This window comes from Exiguobacterium sp. s146, from assembly GCF_018618415.1.
Classification (GTDB): Bacteria; Bacillota; Bacilli; order Exiguobacteriales; family Exiguobacteriaceae; genus Exiguobacterium.
The window spans coordinates 1-17,578 of the sequence record NZ_JACSMA010000007.1; the positions used below are offsets into that span (position 1 = coordinate 1).

At 51.2% G+C, this 17,578-nt stretch carries 20 protein-coding genes, 1 rRNA gene and 2 other annotated features; all 21 genes read left to right on the top strand.

The window, feature by feature from the left end; genetic code table 11:
* Nucleotides 1–87, top strand: a 5S ribosomal RNA gene (gene rrf / locus KNP83_RS14185); the annotation flags it as partial.
* 147 nt (nucleotides 88–234) lie between these two features.
* Nucleotides 235–702 (top strand): CtsR family transcriptional regulator, encoded by a 468-nt coding sequence (locus KNP83_RS14190; protein WP_214763040.1) that lies wholly within the window; start codon nucleotides 235–237, stop codon nucleotides 700–702.
* 298 nt (nucleotides 703–1,000) lie between these two features.
* On the top strand, nucleotides 1,001–1,156 hold the full coding sequence (locus tag KNP83_RS15140; protein WP_251139409.1) for a UvrB/UvrC motif-containing protein: 156 nt from the start codon (nucleotides 1,001–1,003) through the stop codon (nucleotides 1,154–1,156).
* Nucleotides 1,156–2,199, top strand: a complete 1,044-nt coding sequence (locus tag KNP83_RS14200) for a protein arginine kinase (protein ID WP_214763042.1) — start codon at nucleotides 1,156–1,158, stop codon at nucleotides 2,197–2,199. Before KNP83_RS15140 ends, KNP83_RS14200 begins: the two co-directional genes overlap by 1 nt.
* A 24-nt stretch (nucleotides 2,200–2,223) precedes the next feature.
* Nucleotides 2,224–4,659, top strand: a complete 2,436-nt coding sequence (clpC, locus tag KNP83_RS14205) for an ATP-dependent protease ATP-binding subunit ClpC (RefSeq protein WP_214763043.1) — start codon at nucleotides 2,224–2,226, stop codon at nucleotides 4,657–4,659.
* A 54-nt stretch (nucleotides 4,660–4,713) separates the two neighbouring features.
* The gene (radA, locus tag KNP83_RS14210; RefSeq protein WP_021066579.1) at nucleotides 4,714–6,090 is read left to right on the top strand and encodes a DNA repair protein RadA; all 1,377 of its coding nucleotides are present in this window, start codon (nucleotides 4,714–4,716) and stop codon (nucleotides 6,088–6,090) included.
* 115 nt (nucleotides 6,091–6,205) lie between these two features.
* Nucleotides 6,206–7,270 carry a PIN/TRAM domain-containing protein gene (locus KNP83_RS14215; protein ID WP_214763044.1) on the top strand — a complete coding sequence of 355 codons (1,065 nt, stop codon included), beginning with the start codon at nucleotides 6,206–6,208 and terminating at the stop codon, nucleotides 7,268–7,270.
* Nucleotides 7,271–7,328: 58 nt separating this feature from the next.
* On the top strand, nucleotides 7,329–8,009 hold the full coding sequence (gene ispD / locus KNP83_RS14220; protein WP_214763045.1) for a 2-C-methyl-D-erythritol 4-phosphate cytidylyltransferase: 681 nt from the start codon (nucleotides 7,329–7,331) through the stop codon (nucleotides 8,007–8,009).
* Nucleotides 8,006–8,479 (top strand): 2-C-methyl-D-erythritol 2,4-cyclodiphosphate synthase, encoded by a 474-nt coding sequence (gene ispF / locus KNP83_RS14225; protein WP_128124043.1) that lies wholly within the window; start codon nucleotides 8,006–8,008, stop codon nucleotides 8,477–8,479. Before ispD ends, ispF begins: the two co-directional genes overlap by 4 nt.
* A 45-nt stretch (nucleotides 8,480–8,524) precedes the next feature.
* Nucleotides 8,525–9,982 carry a glutamate--tRNA ligase gene (gltX, locus tag KNP83_RS14230; RefSeq protein WP_214763066.1) on the top strand — a complete coding sequence of 486 codons (1,458 nt, stop codon included), beginning with the start codon at nucleotides 8,525–8,527 and terminating at the stop codon, nucleotides 9,980–9,982.
* Nucleotides 9,979–10,182, top strand: a binding site (T-box leader). Its footprint overlaps the gene before it by 4 nt.
* A gap of 49 nt (nucleotides 10,183–10,231) precedes the next feature.
* Complete coding sequence (gene cysE / locus KNP83_RS14235; protein ID WP_128124041.1) at nucleotides 10,232–10,921, top strand: serine O-acetyltransferase; 690 nt, start codon at nucleotides 10,232–10,234, stop codon at nucleotides 10,919–10,921.
* Nucleotides 10,890–12,287 (top strand): cysteine--tRNA ligase, encoded by a 1,398-nt coding sequence (gene cysS, locus KNP83_RS14240; protein WP_214763046.1) that lies wholly within the window; start codon nucleotides 10,890–10,892, stop codon nucleotides 12,285–12,287. The genes cysE and cysS overlap by 32 nt, the downstream gene beginning before the upstream one ends.
* Entirely contained in the window at nucleotides 12,284–12,691 is a 408-nt protein-coding gene (locus tag KNP83_RS14245) for a Mini-ribonuclease 3 (RefSeq protein WP_214763047.1), read from the top strand. Before cysS ends, KNP83_RS14245 begins: the two co-directional genes overlap by 4 nt.
* A 127-nt stretch (nucleotides 12,692–12,818) precedes the next feature.
* Nucleotides 12,819–13,568 (top strand): 23S rRNA (guanosine(2251)-2'-O)-methyltransferase RlmB, encoded by a 750-nt coding sequence (gene rlmB, locus KNP83_RS14250; RefSeq protein WP_029594424.1) that lies wholly within the window; start codon nucleotides 12,819–12,821, stop codon nucleotides 13,566–13,568.
* Nucleotides 13,565–14,092, top strand: coding sequence for an NYN domain-containing protein (locus tag KNP83_RS14255; RefSeq protein WP_214720357.1), 528 nt, complete (start codon nucleotides 13,565–13,567; stop codon nucleotides 14,090–14,092). Before rlmB ends, KNP83_RS14255 begins: the two co-directional genes overlap by 4 nt.
* Before the next feature lie 220 nt (nucleotides 14,093–14,312).
* Nucleotides 14,313–14,954, top strand: a complete 642-nt coding sequence (sigH, locus tag KNP83_RS14260; RefSeq protein WP_021066589.1) for an RNA polymerase sporulation sigma factor SigH — start codon at nucleotides 14,313–14,315, stop codon at nucleotides 14,952–14,954.
* A gap of 127 nt (nucleotides 14,955–15,081) precedes the next feature.
* Nucleotides 15,082–15,228 carry a 50S ribosomal protein L33 gene (rpmG, locus tag KNP83_RS14265; protein WP_214763048.1) on the top strand — a complete coding sequence of 49 codons (147 nt, stop codon included), beginning with the start codon at nucleotides 15,082–15,084 and terminating at the stop codon, nucleotides 15,226–15,228.
* A 34-nt stretch (nucleotides 15,229–15,262) separates the two neighbouring features.
* Complete coding sequence (secE, locus tag KNP83_RS14270) at nucleotides 15,263–15,433, top strand: preprotein translocase subunit SecE (RefSeq protein WP_012727692.1); 171 nt, start codon at nucleotides 15,263–15,265, stop codon at nucleotides 15,431–15,433.
* Nucleotides 15,434–15,450: 17 nt separating this feature from the next.
* Nucleotides 15,451–16,002 carry a transcription termination/antitermination protein NusG gene (nusG, locus tag KNP83_RS14275; RefSeq protein ID WP_034781725.1) on the top strand — a complete coding sequence of 184 codons (552 nt, stop codon included), beginning with the start codon at nucleotides 15,451–15,453 and terminating at the stop codon, nucleotides 16,000–16,002.
* A 147-nt stretch (nucleotides 16,003–16,149) separates the two neighbouring features.
* A complete protein-coding gene (gene rplK, locus KNP83_RS14280; protein WP_021066593.1) occupies nucleotides 16,150–16,575 on the top strand; it encodes a 50S ribosomal protein L11 in 426 nt (141 codons plus the stop codon).
* 98 nt (nucleotides 16,576–16,673) lie between these two features.
* Entirely contained in the window at nucleotides 16,674–17,360 is a 687-nt protein-coding gene (rplA, locus tag KNP83_RS14285) for a 50S ribosomal protein L1 (protein ID WP_034781720.1), read from the top strand.
* Between the two features lie 59 nt (nucleotides 17,361–17,419).
* Nucleotides 17,420–17,573: a sequence feature (ribosomal protein L10 leader region), on the top strand.
* Nucleotides 17,574–17,578 lie beyond the last annotated feature (5 nt).

Consider the following 17,578-nt stretch of genomic DNA (forward strand, 5'->3'; position numbering starts at 1 on the left):
CGTTCCCATGCCGAACACGGAAGTTAAGCGCTTCAGCGCCGAAAGTAGTTGGGGGTCTCCCCCTGTGAGGATAGGACGTTGCCAGGCCAACGCGAAAGACGATCGAGCATCCGCTCGGTCGTCTTTTTTCTGTTTGAAGCGGTGTCGCAGTTGCGACATCGCTTTTCGTTTGCCTTTTTTTGAATCAATGATAGAATATAGTCAAAAGTCAAAGATGGTCAGAGGGTGGTGGAGATGAGAAACATATCGGATGTAATCGAACAGTATTTGAAGCAAGTGCTGAAGGAGAGCCAGGCCGAAGCAATCGAGATTAAACGGCAAGATATTGCCAAACGTTTCGAATGTGTTCCGTCTCAAATCAACTACGTCATCAATACGCGCTTTACGGTCGAGAAGGGCTACCTTGTCGAAAGTAAGCGTGGAGGCGGAGGCTACATTCGCATTCGTCGCGTGATTTTACATGAGAAACAAGACGTGTTGGCCAGCTTGATGGATATTTTACAGGATCATCCGCGTCTTTCCGAACAACTTGTCGAGAACATCTTGATTCGCTTATTTGAAGAAGGGATGTTGAGTGAGCGAGAAGTGCGGTTGCTCTATCATTTATTATCTGATGAAGCGCTCGGGCTGCACGCTGACGATCGTCACTTGATTCGAAGACAACAGTTACTCGCATTAATGAAGTTACTTAGTTACCATTGACCGACGGAGGCATAAAGAGATGTTATGCGAACGATGCAAACGGCGACCTGCCATCAATGAAATTCAAGTAATCGAAAACGGGATACCGGTAACGAGACGACTTTGTCGTCAATGTACAGTCGAACTGATGGCAGGTTACGTGCCAGCAGTGAAACGGTGCCCGGGCTGTCAATTGACACAAACTGAGTTAGTTCATCTTCGAAAAGCGGGCTGTACGACTTGTTATACCGTCTTTCGCGAAGAATTGATAAAGATTACCCGTCAGTATCAACAGGGTCATGATGAACATGTAGGTTCGATGCCAGACGCCTTACGGACTCCCGACGAGCGAATCGAAGAGCGACTTGCAAAGTTAGCAGGGGAGTTGGAACGAGCCGTCGAACAAGAAGATTATGAACGCGCGGCCAGGCTGAAAAAAGAGATTAATCAATTGAAGGGACGAGGTGAGGCGTGATGGAATCTTATCTTAAACATCCACTTGGCCCTAAAATGAGAGAGCGAGCCAAGTTAGATGATTTGGTCATCTCGACTCGCATTCGTCTGGCGCGTAATTTAAAAGATACCGTTTTTTCTCCTGTGTTATCGGAAGAAGGACAGCATCAACTTTGTGAACGGATTGAAACGTCACTTGGAGGATTGCAGGGCTTTGAGTATTTGCATATGGGTGCTTATGATCAGGTGACCCGACAAGCGCTTGTGGAAAAGCATTTGATTAGCCCGACGATTGCCGGGAAAGAACAAAGCGCCGTCTTTTTAAGCGAAGATGAGACCATCAGTGTGCTCATCAATGAAGAAGATCATTTACGAATTCAAACGCTACTCCCAGGCTATCAGGTAGAAGAAGCTTTCGAACTGGCTAAACGTGTCGATACCCTTTGTGGGGAGTCACTTCCTTATGCGTTTGATGAACAGCTCGGTTACTTGACAACGTGTCCGAGTAATATCGGCACGGGGCTAAGAGCCTCCGTGATGCTTCATCTGCCAGGATTGACCCTGACCGGACGGATAACTCCTATTCTAAAAGAACTTCGTAAGCTCGGGTATACGATTCGAGGACGTTACGGAGAAGGAAGTGATGCGGCGGGACGACTGTTCCAATTATCGAACCAGCGCACATTGGGGAGTCATGAAGCCCAACTATTAACCGACTTCATGGAGATTACGGAACAAGTCATTCAGGCAGAGCGACAAGCTCGGGAAGAGCTGTTGGCTCGCAATCAGGATGAGCTAGAAGATCAGTTTTATCGCTCATATGGGATCTTACGATATGCAAAACTGCTATCGTCAACAGAGGCTATCGAACGCCTATCCGATCTTCACTTGGCGAGCGACCTCGGTATTTTATCAGATTGGAGCCCACCTCAGTTTCACGAATTGATTGTTCGGCTTCAATCAGGTTTCCTACAAAAGCATTTCGGGAAAACATTATCTACGAAAGAACGAGATCGCGAACGTGCGACGCTCGTTCGTCGAACGTTAGATCATGGGTTAGTTTGATCCAACTTTAAGGAGGTTTTGTCAATGATGTTTGGTCGATTTACAGAACGAGCTCAGCGCGTATTAGCTTTAGCACAAGAGGAAGCAGTACGGCTTGGCCATCATAATATCGGTACGGAGCACATTTTACTCGGACTTGTCCGTGAGGGAGAAGGGATTGCCGCTAAGGCGTTATTCGCTCTCGGACTTACGTCGGAAAAGATCCAGCAAGAAGTGGAGGCGCTCATCGGACGAGGTTCAGAAAACGGATCAACGATTCACTATACGCCACGTGCGAAAAAAGTGATTGAACTGTCGATGGATGAAGCGCGGAAACTTGGTCACTCTTACGTCGGGACTGAACACATTCTCCTCGGCGTCATTCGTGAAGGTGAAGGGGTGGCGGCCCGAGTCTTGAACAACCTTGGCATCAGCTTGACGAAAGCACGTCAACAAGTACTCCAGCTCTTAGGTAACACAGAGTCGTCAGCGAACGCGTCACAACCAGGTACAAGTGCCGCTACACCGACGCTTGACGGTTTGGCTCGTGACTTGACGCAGCAGGCGCGAGAATCCCGTCTTGATCCGGTCATCGGTCGCTCAGGCGAAATCCAACGTGTCATCGAAGTGTTGTCACGCCGGACGAAAAACAACCCGGTCCTCATCGGGGAACCAGGAGTCGGGAAAACAGCAGTCGTCGAAGGCCTCGCCCAACAGATCATCAACAATGAGGTACCGGAGACACTTCGGAACAAGCGCGTGATGGTGCTCGATATGGGTACGCTCGTCGCCGGGACGAAGTACCGCGGTGAGTTCGAAGATCGTTTGAAAAAAGTAATGGATGAGATTCGCCAAGCCGGGAACGTCATTCTCTTCATTGACGAGTTGCATACGTTAATCGGTGCTGGGGGTGCTGAAGGCGCCATCGATGCGTCGAATATCTTGAAACCGTCACTCGCCCGTGGCGAACTTCAATGTATCGGAGCGACGACACTCGACGAGTACCGCAAATATATCGAGAAAGATGCCGCGCTCGAACGCCGCTTCCAACCGATTCAAGTGAATGAACCGACGACGGACGAGGCAGAACAAATTCTCCTCGGGTTACGCGATCGCTATGAGGCACACCACCGCGTGACGATCACAGATGAAGCGATTCATGAAGCCGTCGTTCTCTCCGATCGTTACATCTCGGATCGTTTCCTTCCAGATAAAGCGATTGACCTTGTCGATGAGGCTGCTTCGAAAGTAAGACTTCGCTCGTTCACGGCGCCGCCGAACTTGAAAGAGCTCGAGGCTCGTCTTGAGTCGATTCGTAAAGAAAAAGATTCGGCGGTACAGAGCCAAGAGTTCGAGAAGGCTGCCTCACTACGTGATACGGAACAGAAACTTCGTGATGAACTCGAGCAGCTCAAGTCAGAATGGCAGAACAAGCAAGGGAACGAAAAGCTTGAAGTGACGAAAGAAGACATCGCACAAGTCGTCGCGAACTGGACGGGTGTCCCGGTAACAAAAATTGCCGAGGAAGAGACAGACCGTCTCCTCAAACTCGAATCGATTCTTCACGGCCGTGTCATCGGTCAAGATGAGGCCGTCAAATCGATTTCGCGGGCGATTCGCCGGGCCCGTGCCGGGTTGAAAGATCCGAAACGTCCGATTGGCTCGTTCGTCTTCCTTGGACCAACAGGGGTCGGGAAAACCGAGTTGGCTCGTGCCGTCGCCGAAGCATTGTTCGGTGACGAGGACGCCATCATCCGTATCGATATGTCGGAGTATATGGAAAAACACGCGACGAGTCGTCTAGTTGGATCGCCTCCAGGTTACGTCGGTTACGAAGAAGGCGGTCAATTGACAGAGAAGGTTCGCCGCAAGCCGTATTCGGTCATCTTGCTTGATGAGATTGAAAAGGCGCACCCTGAAGTGTTCAACATCTTGCTCCAAGTGCTCGATGACGGTCGCTTGACCGACTCGAAAGGGCGTACGGTCGACTTCCGGAACACGGTCATCATCATGACGTCAAACGTCGGTGCGGCAGCACTCAAACGGAACAAGTACGTCGGGTTCACCGTTGAAGATGACGTGAAGCGTGAGTATACAGAAATGAAAGATAAAGTCATGGAAGAGTTGAAGAAAGCGTTCCGTCCCGAGTTCTTGAACCGGATTGACGAGATCACGGTCTTCCACTCACTCCAAAAAGAACACATCCAAGAAATCGTCAAACTTATGGCCGAGACACTTACAAAACGTCTTGGGGAACAAGGGATCGATTTCAGCTTGACGGAATCGGCGCTCGAGAAAATCGCCGAAGTCGGGTACGACCCGGAATACGGGGCTCGTCCACTCCGCCGTGCGCTCCAGCGTGAGGTTGAGGACCGACTCTCAGAGGCGATGCTCAGCGGCAACATCACAAAAGGCAGCAAAGTGGCGCTCGATGTACAAGACGGCGAATTCGTCGTCCGTAATGAAGGTGTCGTTCAGTAACTACAAGGCTCCCTCTCTCGTGTGAGGGGGCTTTTTTAGACGGAAAGGAACATCATGGCAAAAATTAAAACGAAGTACGTATGTCAGTCATGCGGATACGAATCCGCAAAATGGATGGGACGTTGTCCAGGTTGTAACGAGTGGAACACGCTCGTTGAAGAGTTTGTCGAAGAGAAAAAAGCGAAGCGGGGAGCCGCGTTCGTCCATAGCTCATCACGTCAATTAAAACCAGAACGTCTGTCGGACGTCGTGTCGCAAGAAGAGACGCGCGTGCATACGAACAGTCAAGAGTTCGACCGCGTGCTAGGAGGCGGAATCGTTCCAGGCTCGCTCGTTCTCGTCGGCGGAGACCCGGGAATCGGGAAGTCGACGATTCTACTCCAAGTGAGCGCCCATTTGGCTCATAGTGGACGGAAAGTGCTCTATATTTCAGGGGAAGAATCGCTCAAGCAGACGAAACTGCGGGCCGAACGGCTCGGCCTGCCGACCGAAGACTTATATGTCCTCGCTGAGACGGACATGTTGATGATTGAACGGGTCATCGATGAAGAAGAACCAGGATTCGTCATCATCGACTCGATTCAAACCGTCTATATGGACGAAATTCAATCAGCGCCGGGGAGTGTTGCCCAAGTACGAGAATGTACGGCGGCGCTCATGAAAATTGCCAAAACTCGAGGCGTGGCCGTCTTTATCGTCGGTCACGTGACGAAACAAGGCTCGATTGCCGGTCCTCGTCTGCTCGAGCACATGGTGGATGCCGTCCTTTACTTCGAAGGGGAACGTCACCATACGTTCCGGATTTTACGGGCCGTGAAAAACCGGTTCGGGTCGACGAATGAGATCGGTATCTTTGAAATGAAAGAAGGCGGGCTCGAGGAAGTGCTCAATCCGTCTGAAATCTTCTTGGAAGAACGGACCGCTGGCGTCTCGGGCTCCACCGTCGTCGCATCGATGGAAGGGACGCGGACCGTGCTCGTCGAGTTACAGGCGCTCATCTCGCCGACCTCATTCGGGAATCCGCGCCGGATGGCGACCGGGATTGACCAGAACCGGGTCGCACTTCTTATGGCCGTACTCGAGAAGCGATCGGGTCTGTTGCTGCAAACGCAAGACGCTTATTTGAAAGCGGCTGGGGGAGTCAAATTGGACGAACCGGCCATCGACTTGGCCATCTGTATTTCGATCGCGTCAAGTTTCCGTGACCGTCCGACCCGACCGACGGATGTCTGTATCGGTGAAGTCGGATTGACGGGTGAGGTCCGGCGTGTGTCACGGATTGAGCAACGTGTCGCCGAAGCGGCCAAGCTCGGTTTCACGCGGGCCATCATTCCGAAAAACAACCTCGGGGGCTGGACGGCCCCGCCTGGCATCGATGTCGTCGGTGTCAGCACTGTCGATGAAGCGCTCCAACTCGCCATCCCATTCTGACGGGGCGCTTCCGGCAGTTTTTAACGCTTTGTAACGAACGCTTTCAAAAGAACCGTGTTACAATGAAAGTGTTAATTTCTTGAAATTTAAATTCATAATAAAGGAGGTGGAATGAGTGAAGATTGCTGTGCGAATCGGATTTATATTGATCGGACTCGTCGTTGGTTGGTTCGGGATTATCGAAGCGATGTTGCTATTAGGTGACCTCGGTGTGAACGTACCGGCTTGGTTGACGATTCCTTACGTTGCTAGTTTGATTGGTGGACTTATCTTCTTCATTCTTAGTTTGTTCTTGACCGATGGGGTCGTTAAATTTATCCGTTTTATCGAAGAACGGCTCGTCCGTTTGCCGGTCGGCGATATTTTGTTTGGCTCGATCGGATTGATTATTGGTTTGTTGATCGCCTTTTTGATTAGCGTCTCGTTAGAAGTGACGAATATCTTCTTGCTCAGCAAGATTGTACCGATTTTTGTGACCGCTCTGTTCGGTTACTTCGGTTTTGCCGTCGGTTACCGGAAGCGGAATGAATGGATTAAACTGTTCGTCAAAAGTGAACGAGAGAAGCCGGTCGCGGAACCATTGCGCCGCTCTAACGATAAAATTTTGGATACGAGCGTCATCATCGATGGTCGAATCGCCGATATCTCGAAGACCGGTTTCATCGAAGGGACACTGATCGTCCCGCAGTTCGTCATCGGTGAGCTCCAATATATTGCGGACTCGTCGGATACGTTGAAGCGTAACCGGGGCCGTCGTGGTCTTGATATTTTAAAAGAGTTACAAGACAACGATCGGATCGAAGTGGAGATCTATGATGGGGACTTTGAAGACGTCGCCGAAGTGGATATCAAATTGATTAAGTTGGCCGAATTGAAAAAAGGCATCGTCGTCACGAACGACTACAACTTGAACAAAGTGTGTGAAGTTCGGAACGTCCCGGTACTGAACATTAACGACTTGGCCAACTCGGTCAAACAGATCGTCATTCCAGGAGAAGAGATGGTCGTGACGGTCATCAAAGAAGGAAAAGAACAAAATCAAGGTGTCGCCTATCTCGAAGATGGCACGATGGTCGTCGTTGAAGGTGGGCGTAAGCTGATTTCGAAGACGTTACCCGTCGTCGTCACGAGCGTGCTTCAGACGTCGGCTGGCCGCATGATTTTTGCTCGTCCTGAATAAATAAGTGGAAAAAGAGACGCATCGGCGCTCTCTTTTTTCGCGAAAAGGGGTGAATGGGATGGTACGCTATACGGTTGTCATTCCGGCCGCAGGAAAAGGAAAGCGGATGGGAGCCGATGAGAATAAGTTGATGCTGACGCTGCAAGGAAAGCCGATTATCGTCTGGACCGTGGCAGCGTTCGCAAGAGATGCATGGTGCTCGCGCATCGTGCTCGCGGTGCGTCCCGAGGAACAAGGTTGGTTCGAGCATCAGTTGCGTCATGTCACGACCCCGATTACATATGTGGCGGGTGGGGAAGAACGACAACAGAGCGTTCGAGCCGGGCTACAAGTCGTGGATCCCGAAGACGTCGTTTTGATTCATGATGGGGCACGACCATTCGTGCGCCTCGACCAACTCCATGCCATCGCCGAAGCGGCCAAGACGGAAGGGGCGATTCTCGCCGTTCCGGTCAAAGATACGGTGAAGCAAGTCACGGACGGACACATCACGCAGACGGTGCCGCGCGAGGCGCTATGGTTGGCACAGACGCCTCAAGCGTTCCCGGCAAGCGCCATCCAAGCCGCCCATGAGCGGGCAGAAGCCGCCCGTTTTATCGGGACGGACGATGCCAGTCTATTCGAATGGACCGGCCAACAAGTAACGATCATCCCGGGGGATTATCACAACATTAAAATGACGACCCCGGAAGACTTATTATTTGGTGAAGCGATTTTAACGAAGGAGGACTATCGATGAGAATCGGACAAGGATTTGATGTACATGCGTTCGCCGAAGGGCGGCCGCTCATTTTAGGAGGAATCGAGATTCCACACGACCGCGGCTTGCTTGGCCACTCGGATGCGGACGTCTTATTGCATACGATTGCCGACGCAGCGCTCGGAGCGATTGCGGCAGGGGATATCGGCAAGCATTTCCCGGATACGGACCCGGAGTTTAAAGACGCGGACTCGAAAGTGTTGTTGCAACAAGTTTGGCAGCTCGTCAAAGCGGAAGGGTACGTGCTCGGCAACGTCGATGCGACCGTGATGGCGGAGCGACCGAAACTGCGGACATATATCGATGACATGCGAGCGGTGATCGCCGAGTTGCTCGAGGCGGACATCAGCCAAGTGAACGTCAAAGCGACGACGACTGAAAAACTAGGCTTCACCGGACGTGAAGAAGGAATTGCCGCCCAGGCGGTCATCCTGCTCAACCGCACTTGACAAAAGTGGTATACTATTTGGGCAGAAGAGAAGAAAGGTGGAAATATTATGAGTGAAGTGCGCGTACGCTATGCGCCGAGTCCGACGGGTCACCTTCATATCGGGAACGCCCGGACCGCGCTATTTAACTATTTGTATGCTCGCCATGCCGGCGGGAAGATGATTCTCCGAATCGAGGACACGGACCAAAAACGGAACGTGGAGAACGGTGTAGAAAGTCAAATGAAGTACTTGGAATGGCTCGGCATCGATTGGGATGAAGGTCCAGGCCGCGGCGGCGACTACGGTCCTTACTTCCAAATGGAACGACTCGACTTGTACAATAAATACGTGAACGAGTTGATGGACAATGGACTCGCGTATAAGTGCTACATGACGTCGGAAGAACTCGAGGCGGAGCGTGAGGCTCAAATCGCGCGTGGTGAAGCACCACGGTATTCGGGTGCCCACCGTAACTTGAGCGACGAAGAGCGGGCTGCGTTCGAAGCCGAAGGGCGTAAACCGTCGATTCGAATTCGTGTACCAGAATCGGTCACATACAAGTGGACTGATGTCGTCAAAGGAGACGTCTCGTTCGAGTCGAAAGACTTCGGCGACTGGGTCATCGTCAAACAGGACGGCATCCCGACGTATAACTTCGCGGTCGTCGTCGACGATCACTTGATGAAAATCAGCCACGTGTTGCGCGGGGACGACCATATCGCCAACACACCGAAACAGATGATGGTCTATGACGCACTCGGTTGGGACTACCCAGCGTTCGGTCATATGACGTTGATTTATAACGAGAGCCATAAGAAGTTATCAAAGCGTGATGAGTCGATTATTCAGTTCATCGAGCAATACGCTGATCTCGGATACCTTCCGGGGGCACTCTTTAACTTCATCTCGCTCCTCGGCTGGTCGCCGGTCGGAGAAGAGGAAATCTTCACGAAAGACGAGCTCATCGAGATGTTTGATGCGGGTCGTCTGTCGAAGAGTCCGGCTGTCTTTGACCAACAGAAGCTTGCTTGGATCAACAGCGTCTATATGAAACAGGCTTCGCTTGACGAAGTGGTGGCACTCAGTTTACCATTCTTACAAGAAGCAGGACGTTTACCGAACGCCTTGTCGATGGAACAAGCCGATTGGGCGACAGCGTTGATCGCCCTCTATAAAGAACAAATGACACACGGTGCTGAAATCGTGACGTTGACGGACCTGTTCTTTAAAGATGAGGTCGAATACGACGAAGAGGCCAATGCGGTCCTCGCTGGCGAAACGGTACCGGCTGTCCTCGCCGAATTCAAGGCGCAACTTGAAGCGATTGAAGACTTCACACCGGAAGCCGTCAAAGCAGCGACGAAAGCGACACAAAAAGCGACTGGCCAAAAAGGAAAGAACTTGTTCATGCCGATCCGGGTCGCGACGACCGGGCAGACGCACGGACCTGAGCTTCCGAACGCCATTTCACTGATTGGCAAAGAGCGTGTCTTGGCACGCCTCACAACATTATTAGCTTAAAGGCAACGATGAGGAAAGTAAGCGGTATGACACTTAACAGAGACTAGAACCTAGGCTGGAAGTTCTAGAAGCGTCCCCCGTCGAAGTGCACCTCGGAGCCGTTCCGGCGATACGTAGTCGGGACCGCGACTCGGCGTTAACGAGACATGAGAGGGGAACTTTCCCAAACAGAGTGGAACCGCGCTTACGGCGTCTCTGTGCCTTGGCACAGGGGCGTTTTTGTTTTTGATATGGAAAAGGAGAACAATTATGGGATTTTGGAAAAGTGTACGGGCCGACATTCAAAATGTGCTCGAACTTGACCCGGCTGCTCGCTCAAAGGCGGAAGTTGTCTTAACGTATCCAGGATTGCATGCGCTTTGGGCGCATCGACTCGCGCATGGCCTATGGAAACGTAATGCGAAACTGTTAGCCAAGTTGATTGCGCAGACGAGTCGTTGGTTAACTGGGGTGGAAATTCACCCGGGGGCAGTCATTGGCGAACGGCTGTTCATCGACCATGGGTTTGGGATTGTCATCGGTGAGACCGCGATTATCGGCAATGACGTCACCATTTATCAGGGCGTGACGCTCGGTGGAACGGGAAAAGAGAAAGGGAAACGTCACCCGACGATTGGGAACGACGTGCTGATTTCAGCCGGTGCGAAAGTGCTCGGTAATATTACGATCGGTGATTGTGCCAAAATCGGGGCGAGTTCCGTCGTCTTAAAAGACGTCCCGTCCGACTCGACCGTCGTCGGGATTCCAGGCCGGGTCGTCATCCGAAACGGCGAGCGGGTCAAACCACACGATCTTGATCATCGCTTCCCTGACCCGGACCGCGAGTGCCAAGAGCGGCTGGAACGTGCTGTCGCTCAGTTAGAAGACAAACTTGCTTCATTAGAGAAACGGATGGAGGAGAACACACATGATTCAGTTTTACAACAGCCTCACGAATAAGAAAGAACCGTTCGTGCCAATCGTACCAGGGAAAGTGTCGATGTATGTTTGTGGACCGACCGTCTACAATTACATTCACGTCGGCAACGCTCGTCCTGCAATCGCCTTTGATACGGTCCGCCGCTACTTGACGTACCGGGGCTATGACGTCAAATACGTCCTCAACTTCACAGATGTCGACGATAAAATCATCCGGACCGCCAACGAGCTCGGAGAAGATGTCGGCACGTTGACGAATCGGTATATCGATGCCTATTTGGCCGACACGGGTGCCTTGAACGTGTTGCCAGCGGACGTCCACCCGCGTGTCACGGACACGATGGAAGAGATTATCACATTCATCCGTGAACTCGAGACGCAAGACTTTGCGTATGAAGCAGGCGGGGACGTCTATTTCCGGACACGTAAGTTTGAGACGTACGGAAAACTGAGCCAGCAGTCGATTGAAGACTTGCGCGCAGGTTCACGCGTCGACGTCGGGGAAAAGAAAGAAGACCCGCTCGATTTCGTCTTATGGAAAGCCGCGAAACCAGGTGAGCCGGCATGGGAAAGTCCATGGGGACAAGGTCGTCCGGGCTGGCACATCGAGTGCTCGGCGATGGCGAAAAAACACCTTGGTGCAACGATTGATATTCACGCTGGGGGGCATGACCTCAAGTTCCCGCACCACGAGAACGAGATTGCCCAGTCGGAGGCGTGCAACCATACGAAGTTCGCCAACTATTGGCTCCATAACGGATTCATCAATATCGAGAACGAGAAGATGTCCAAATCGCTCGGTAATTTCCTGCTCGTCCATGAGGCGTTGAAAGAAGTCGATGCGATGGTGCTCCGCTTCTTCATGCTGTCGGTTCATTATCGCCACCCAATCAACTACAGCCGTGAGTTGATTGAACAAGCGGCGAACGGTTGGGACCGCATCAAGGAAGCGTACCAAAACGTCGAGTACCGCTTATCGGTCACAGCCGGCCTTGAAGAGCCGAGCGAGGCGATGGAACGCAAGCTCGCGACAATCAAAACGACGTTCATCGAAGCGATGGATGATGATATCAACACGGCGAACGCGGTGACGGTCTTATTTGACTTGGCCCGTGAAGCGAACATCTATGCGAAAGCGGATCACGTCTCGAAAGCGACGTTGGAACACGTGATCGCCTTATTCGATGAGTTGACAGGCGTGCTCGGATTGACGATTGCGAATGAGAAAGAGTTGCTAGACGAGGAGATCGATCAATTGATTCAAGAGCGGAATACGGCCCGTGCGGAGCGGAACTTTGCCCGTGCCGATGAAATTCGGGATCTCTTGAAAGAACAGAACATTCAACTCGAAGATACGGCTCAGGGCGTGCGGTGGAAGCGGCTATGAAGCAACAGGCACCCCAACTGAACGCCCTCGCCCTCGCTTATATGGGCGATGCGGTCTATGAGATGGCGGTACGCAAGCGACTGCTCGGACAAGGGATGACGAAGCCGAACGATCTTCACCGAGGTGCGATTCGCTACGTGAACGCGGCTGCCCAGGCTGGAATCGTGACCCACTGGCTCGAGACAGGTGTCTTGAGTGAAGACGAGGCGGCCGTCGTCCGCCGCGGAAAGAACGCGAAATCCGGTTCCATCCCGAAGCGGACAGATGTTCATACGTATCGCTACTCGACCGCGTTCGAAGCATTGATTGGTTACACATATCTAATGGAAAGAAGGGATCGTCTTGAAGAACTCATCGAACAAGCGTTCACATGGCTCGAAACCGAGTCATTCGAAACGACATGACGGAGCAAGGGAGCAACGCTCATTCGACCGTCCACGCGGCGAACGAAATGACCGCCCCCGTGGCGAACGGAACGACCGTCCGCAACGTCAGAAACTAGAACGACCGGATTATCAAGAAGTCGATGTGATGGAAGAAGGAATCGACTTCTTATACGGGCGTAACCCGGTCATGGAAGCGCTCCGGAGCGGGCGTGACATGAACAAGGTCTTCATCATGGAAGGCCAACAGAAAGGACCGCTCGCCCAAATCATTGGCATGGCCAACGAGGCGTCGGTTCAAATCTCATTCGTTCCGAAGACGAAACTTGAGAAGATGGCCGGCAGTGAACATCACCAAGGCGTTGTCGCCGCGGTCGCCGCTTACGAATATAAGTCGGTAGAAGACATGTTCGCACTCGCTGAGTCGAAAGGAGAAACACCGCTGTTCATCTTGCTCGATGAACTCGAAGACCCGCACAACCTCGGTTCGATTCTCCGGACGGCGGATGCGGTCGGCGCCCACGGCATCATCATTCCGAAGCGCCGCTCGGTCGGATTGACGCAGACGGTGGCGAAAGCCTCGACGGGTGCAATCGAGTATATCCCGGTCGCGCGCGTCACGAACTTGACGCGGACGCTCGAAGAGTTGAAAGAAAAAGGGTTATGGGTCGTCGGGACGGATGCGAGTGAGAGTCAAGACTACCGCCGCCTCGATGGGAACATGCCACTCGTCGTCGTCATCGGCAGTGAGGGCAAAGGAATGAGCCGCCTCGTGCGGGAGTCATGTGACTTCCTCGTCCACATGCCGATGGTCGGTCATGTCACATCGCTGAACGCCTCGGTCGCGGCCGCACTTCTCTTGTATGAAGTGCATCGCTCACGTAACCCGTTGTCATGAGTATCAAGAAACGGGAACTGCTCCTCGTGGATGGGTATAACATCATTGGCGCTTGGCCACACCTTCGCAAGCTGCGCGACATCGATTTTGAGAAGGCACGTACCGATTTGATTGAGGCGATGGCCGAGTATCAGGCGGTCACCGGTCGTGAAGTGACGATTGTCTTCGATGCGCATATGCGCTACGGACGAGAGTCGAAAGCGAAACAGAGTCGGATCGCGGTCATCTATACGAAAGAGAACGAGACCGCGGACGAATGGATTGAGCGGCGCGCCCATGAACTCGTCGATGATCGTCTCGTCACATTATTCGTCGCGACGAACGATTTCACCGAGCAATGGGTCATCTTCGGTCAAGGTGCACTTCGTGTGCCCGCGGCCGAACTGCTCAAAGATTGGAAACAGGCGCAACAGTTAATCGACCAAGAACGGTCGGCGCTTGAGCAGGACCGATCCAACCGAAAAACGATCGACCTCACGCCAGACGTGCGGGCCCGATTAGAAGAAATTCGTCGTCGTAAATGAAACGGTGCCGAAACTCACGGACGAGTTCATGAAATGGACTCGTCTTTGTTTTTAATTTGACATTTTTTTGGAAAGAAATGTTGTATACTATTACATGTATGAGTTACACGAATTGTAATTGACGGAATTTTTAGAATTTTATTTGACGGTCGTTTTAGTCGACGCCTATAATGAGAGCACAAACTTACATAAGTTCATCAATCGCCGGGGGGTAGGAAACATGAACGGATGGCCATACGAGCAGTTTGAAAACATGTCTGACGAAGAGCTCGTCTTTCTTGCGCGTAACGAAGGGGATAGTGACGCTCTTGAGTTTTTGATTGAACGTTACCGATATTTTGTACGGGCGAAGGCACGGTCTTACTTTTTGATTGGTGCCGACCATGAGGATATCGTCCAAGAAGGGATGATTGGTCTGTACAAAGGAGTGCGCGACTATCGAGACGAACGGCTCGCCTCGTTCAAAAGTTTTGCCGAGATGTGCATCACACGTCAAATGATCACTGCCATTAAAACGGCGACACGTCAAAAACATATTCCGCTCAACTCGTACGTCTCGCTCGACAAGCCGATTTTTGACGATGAGTCGGACCGGACGTTACTTGATGTGATTTTGCCGCCGCATCCGACGGACCCGCAAGATCTGCTCGTCACGCGTGAAGAGCAACTGTTCATGGAAGAAAAGATGGAAGAGCTCCTGAGTGACTTGGAACGAAAAGTGTTACGTCTTTATTTGGACGGCCGTTCGTATCAAGAAATCTCAGACGACCTTGACCGTCATGTGAAGTCGATTGATAACGCGTTGCAACGCGTGAAGAAAAAGTTTGAGCGGCATGTCGACGTCAAAACGCTGACGAGCTAACCGATATTGACCGCACGCCTCCTATGTGATACTTTTAAGGCAGCGCCTTGTCCGTAGACGCCATTTACAGGAGGCGTTTTTTTTTCGCTCTTTTTTTATGGAGAGCCGTCGAAAGGGGCGCTTATGAATGGCAAAAAAAGTAAGTCTCGCGTGCTCGGGCTGCGGGTCGAACGGATACTCGACCGTGAAACAAGATGACGTGACGACGCGGCTCGAACTGAAGAAGTTCTGCCGGCGTTGCAACGCACATACGACGCACCGAGAATCAAAGTAACGTAGATTGGCATTCAACGTAGGAGGAAGCTACCATGAACTTTTTGCGCGATGTATGGAAAGAGTTAAAGAAAACGAGTTGGCCGACTCGTAAAGAGCTCACAAAATATACCATCACGGTCATCGCGACGGTCGTCGTGATCGGCCTGTTCGTGTTCGGCGTAGATACTGGTGTCAGCTATCTCGTCAACCTATTGATTAACTAAGGAAAGAGGTGAAAGCCGTGGAGAAGCAATGGTTTGTTGTCCAGACGTACTCTGGATTTGAAAACAACGTCAAAGAAAACCTAGAACGTCGGATTGGTTCGATGAACATGGAAGATAAAATTTTCCGCGTCCTCGTTCCGACTGAAACGACGCAAGAAGAAGTCACGCTCAAAAGTGGCGAAAAGAAGATTAAAGAAAAAGAAGTGAAGAGCTTCCCAGGCTACGTCTTCGTCGAGATGGTCATGACCGACGATTCATGGTATGTCGTTCGGAACACACCGAACGTCACGGGCTTCCTCGGTTCGACGGGCGGCGGCGCCAAGCCGATTCCGCTTCAACCGGATGAAGTGACGAACGTCTTGTCGCAGATGGGCCTCATCGAGAAGAAAGATCGTTACAACTACGAGCTCGGTGATCTCGTCCGCGTCAAAGAAGGCGCATTTGAGAACTTTGAAGGGACGATTGATGAAATCGAAGCCGACAAAGAGAAACTCAAAGTCGTCGTCGACATGTTCGGACGCGAAACAAAAATTGAGCTTGATTTCGAACAAGTTCAGAAAATCAACTAAACCCACTTGCCATTCTCGGAAACGGATGGTACAATCGGAAATGTTTGATGTTGTGCTTTATTTCGGTACAAACTCGACCTAATAGATTGAGTGGGAGGGCGCACAACGTCCAAGAAACCACATTTTAGACTTAAGGAGGTGTGTCTCGTGGCGAAAAAAGTTACTAAACTCGTTAAACTTCAAATCCCAGCTGGTAAAGCTAACCCAGCACCACCAGTAGGTCCAGCACTTGGTCAAGCAGGTGTTAACATCATGGGATTCTGTAAAGAGTTCAACGCTCGTACACAAGACCAAGCCGGATTGATTATTCCTGTAGTCATTACGGTATACGAAGATCGTTCGTTTACATTCATTACGAAAACTCCACCAGCTGCAGTTCTTTTGAAGAAAGCTGCTGGTATCGAGAGCGGTTCTGGTGAACCGAACCGTAAGAAGGTAGCAACGGTTAAGCGTGATAAAGTTCGCGAAATCGCTGAACTTAAAATGCCTGACCTTAACGCGTCGTCTGTTGAAACAGCGATGCTTATGGTTGAAGGTACTGCGCGTAGTATGGGTATTGTAATCGAAGACTAATTTATTAGTCTCTGGGATTGTCGGTGAATATTATGCTCACCTTCAATCCCTTCATTATGTGGGAGGAAATTCCGCTAACCACAAGGAGGAAAAGAATCATGGGTAAAAAACACCAAGAAGCAGCTAAGCTTGTTGATCGCATGAAGTCATACGAACTCGCTGAGGCCGTTGAACTCGTTCAAAAAACAGCTACTGCTAAATTCGATGAAACAATCGAAGTTGCTGTCCGTCTCGGCGTAGATCCGAAGAAAGCGGACCAACAAATCCGCGGTGCCGTCGTACTTCCACACGGTACTGGTAAAACTCAAAAAGTTCTCGTCTTCGCAAAAGGCGAAAAAGTTAAAGAAGCTGAAGCGGCTGGCGCTGACTACGTCGGTGACTCTGAGTTCATCACGAAAATCCAACAAGGATGGTTCGACTTCGATGTAATCGTTGCGACACCTGACATGATGGGTGAAGTTGGTAAACTTGGTCGCGTTCTCGGACCTAAAGGCCTCATGCCTAACCCGAAAACAGGCACAGTCACGTTCGACGTTGCGAAAGCAATCGCGGACATCAAAGCTGGTAAAGTAGAGTACCGCGTTGACAAGGCCGGTAACATCCACGTACCAGTTGGTAAGAAATCGTTTGAAGCAACGAAACTCTCTGAGAACATCGAGACAATCATCGAGACGCTCATGAAAGTGAAGCCTGCTACTGCAAAAGGAACTTACCTTAAAAACATCGCGCTTTCTTCGACAATGGGTCCTGGGATCCGTGTCGCGACTGCCGACTTCATCAAGTAATCTACTTGAAATAAACTGTTGACAACGTGTGATACCGCTGTTAAAGTAATACACGTTCAACCGAATATGTTGGATTACCGTAGACAGAAGGTGGACATCGGTCCATAAACCCTTCCGAGGTGTCTTTGCTCGAACTTGAGCCTGTTGTCACAGGTTTACTTTCAAACAATTACGCCCTCGTATGTCTTCATACGAGGGATTTCTTTTTGAAGAGCAGC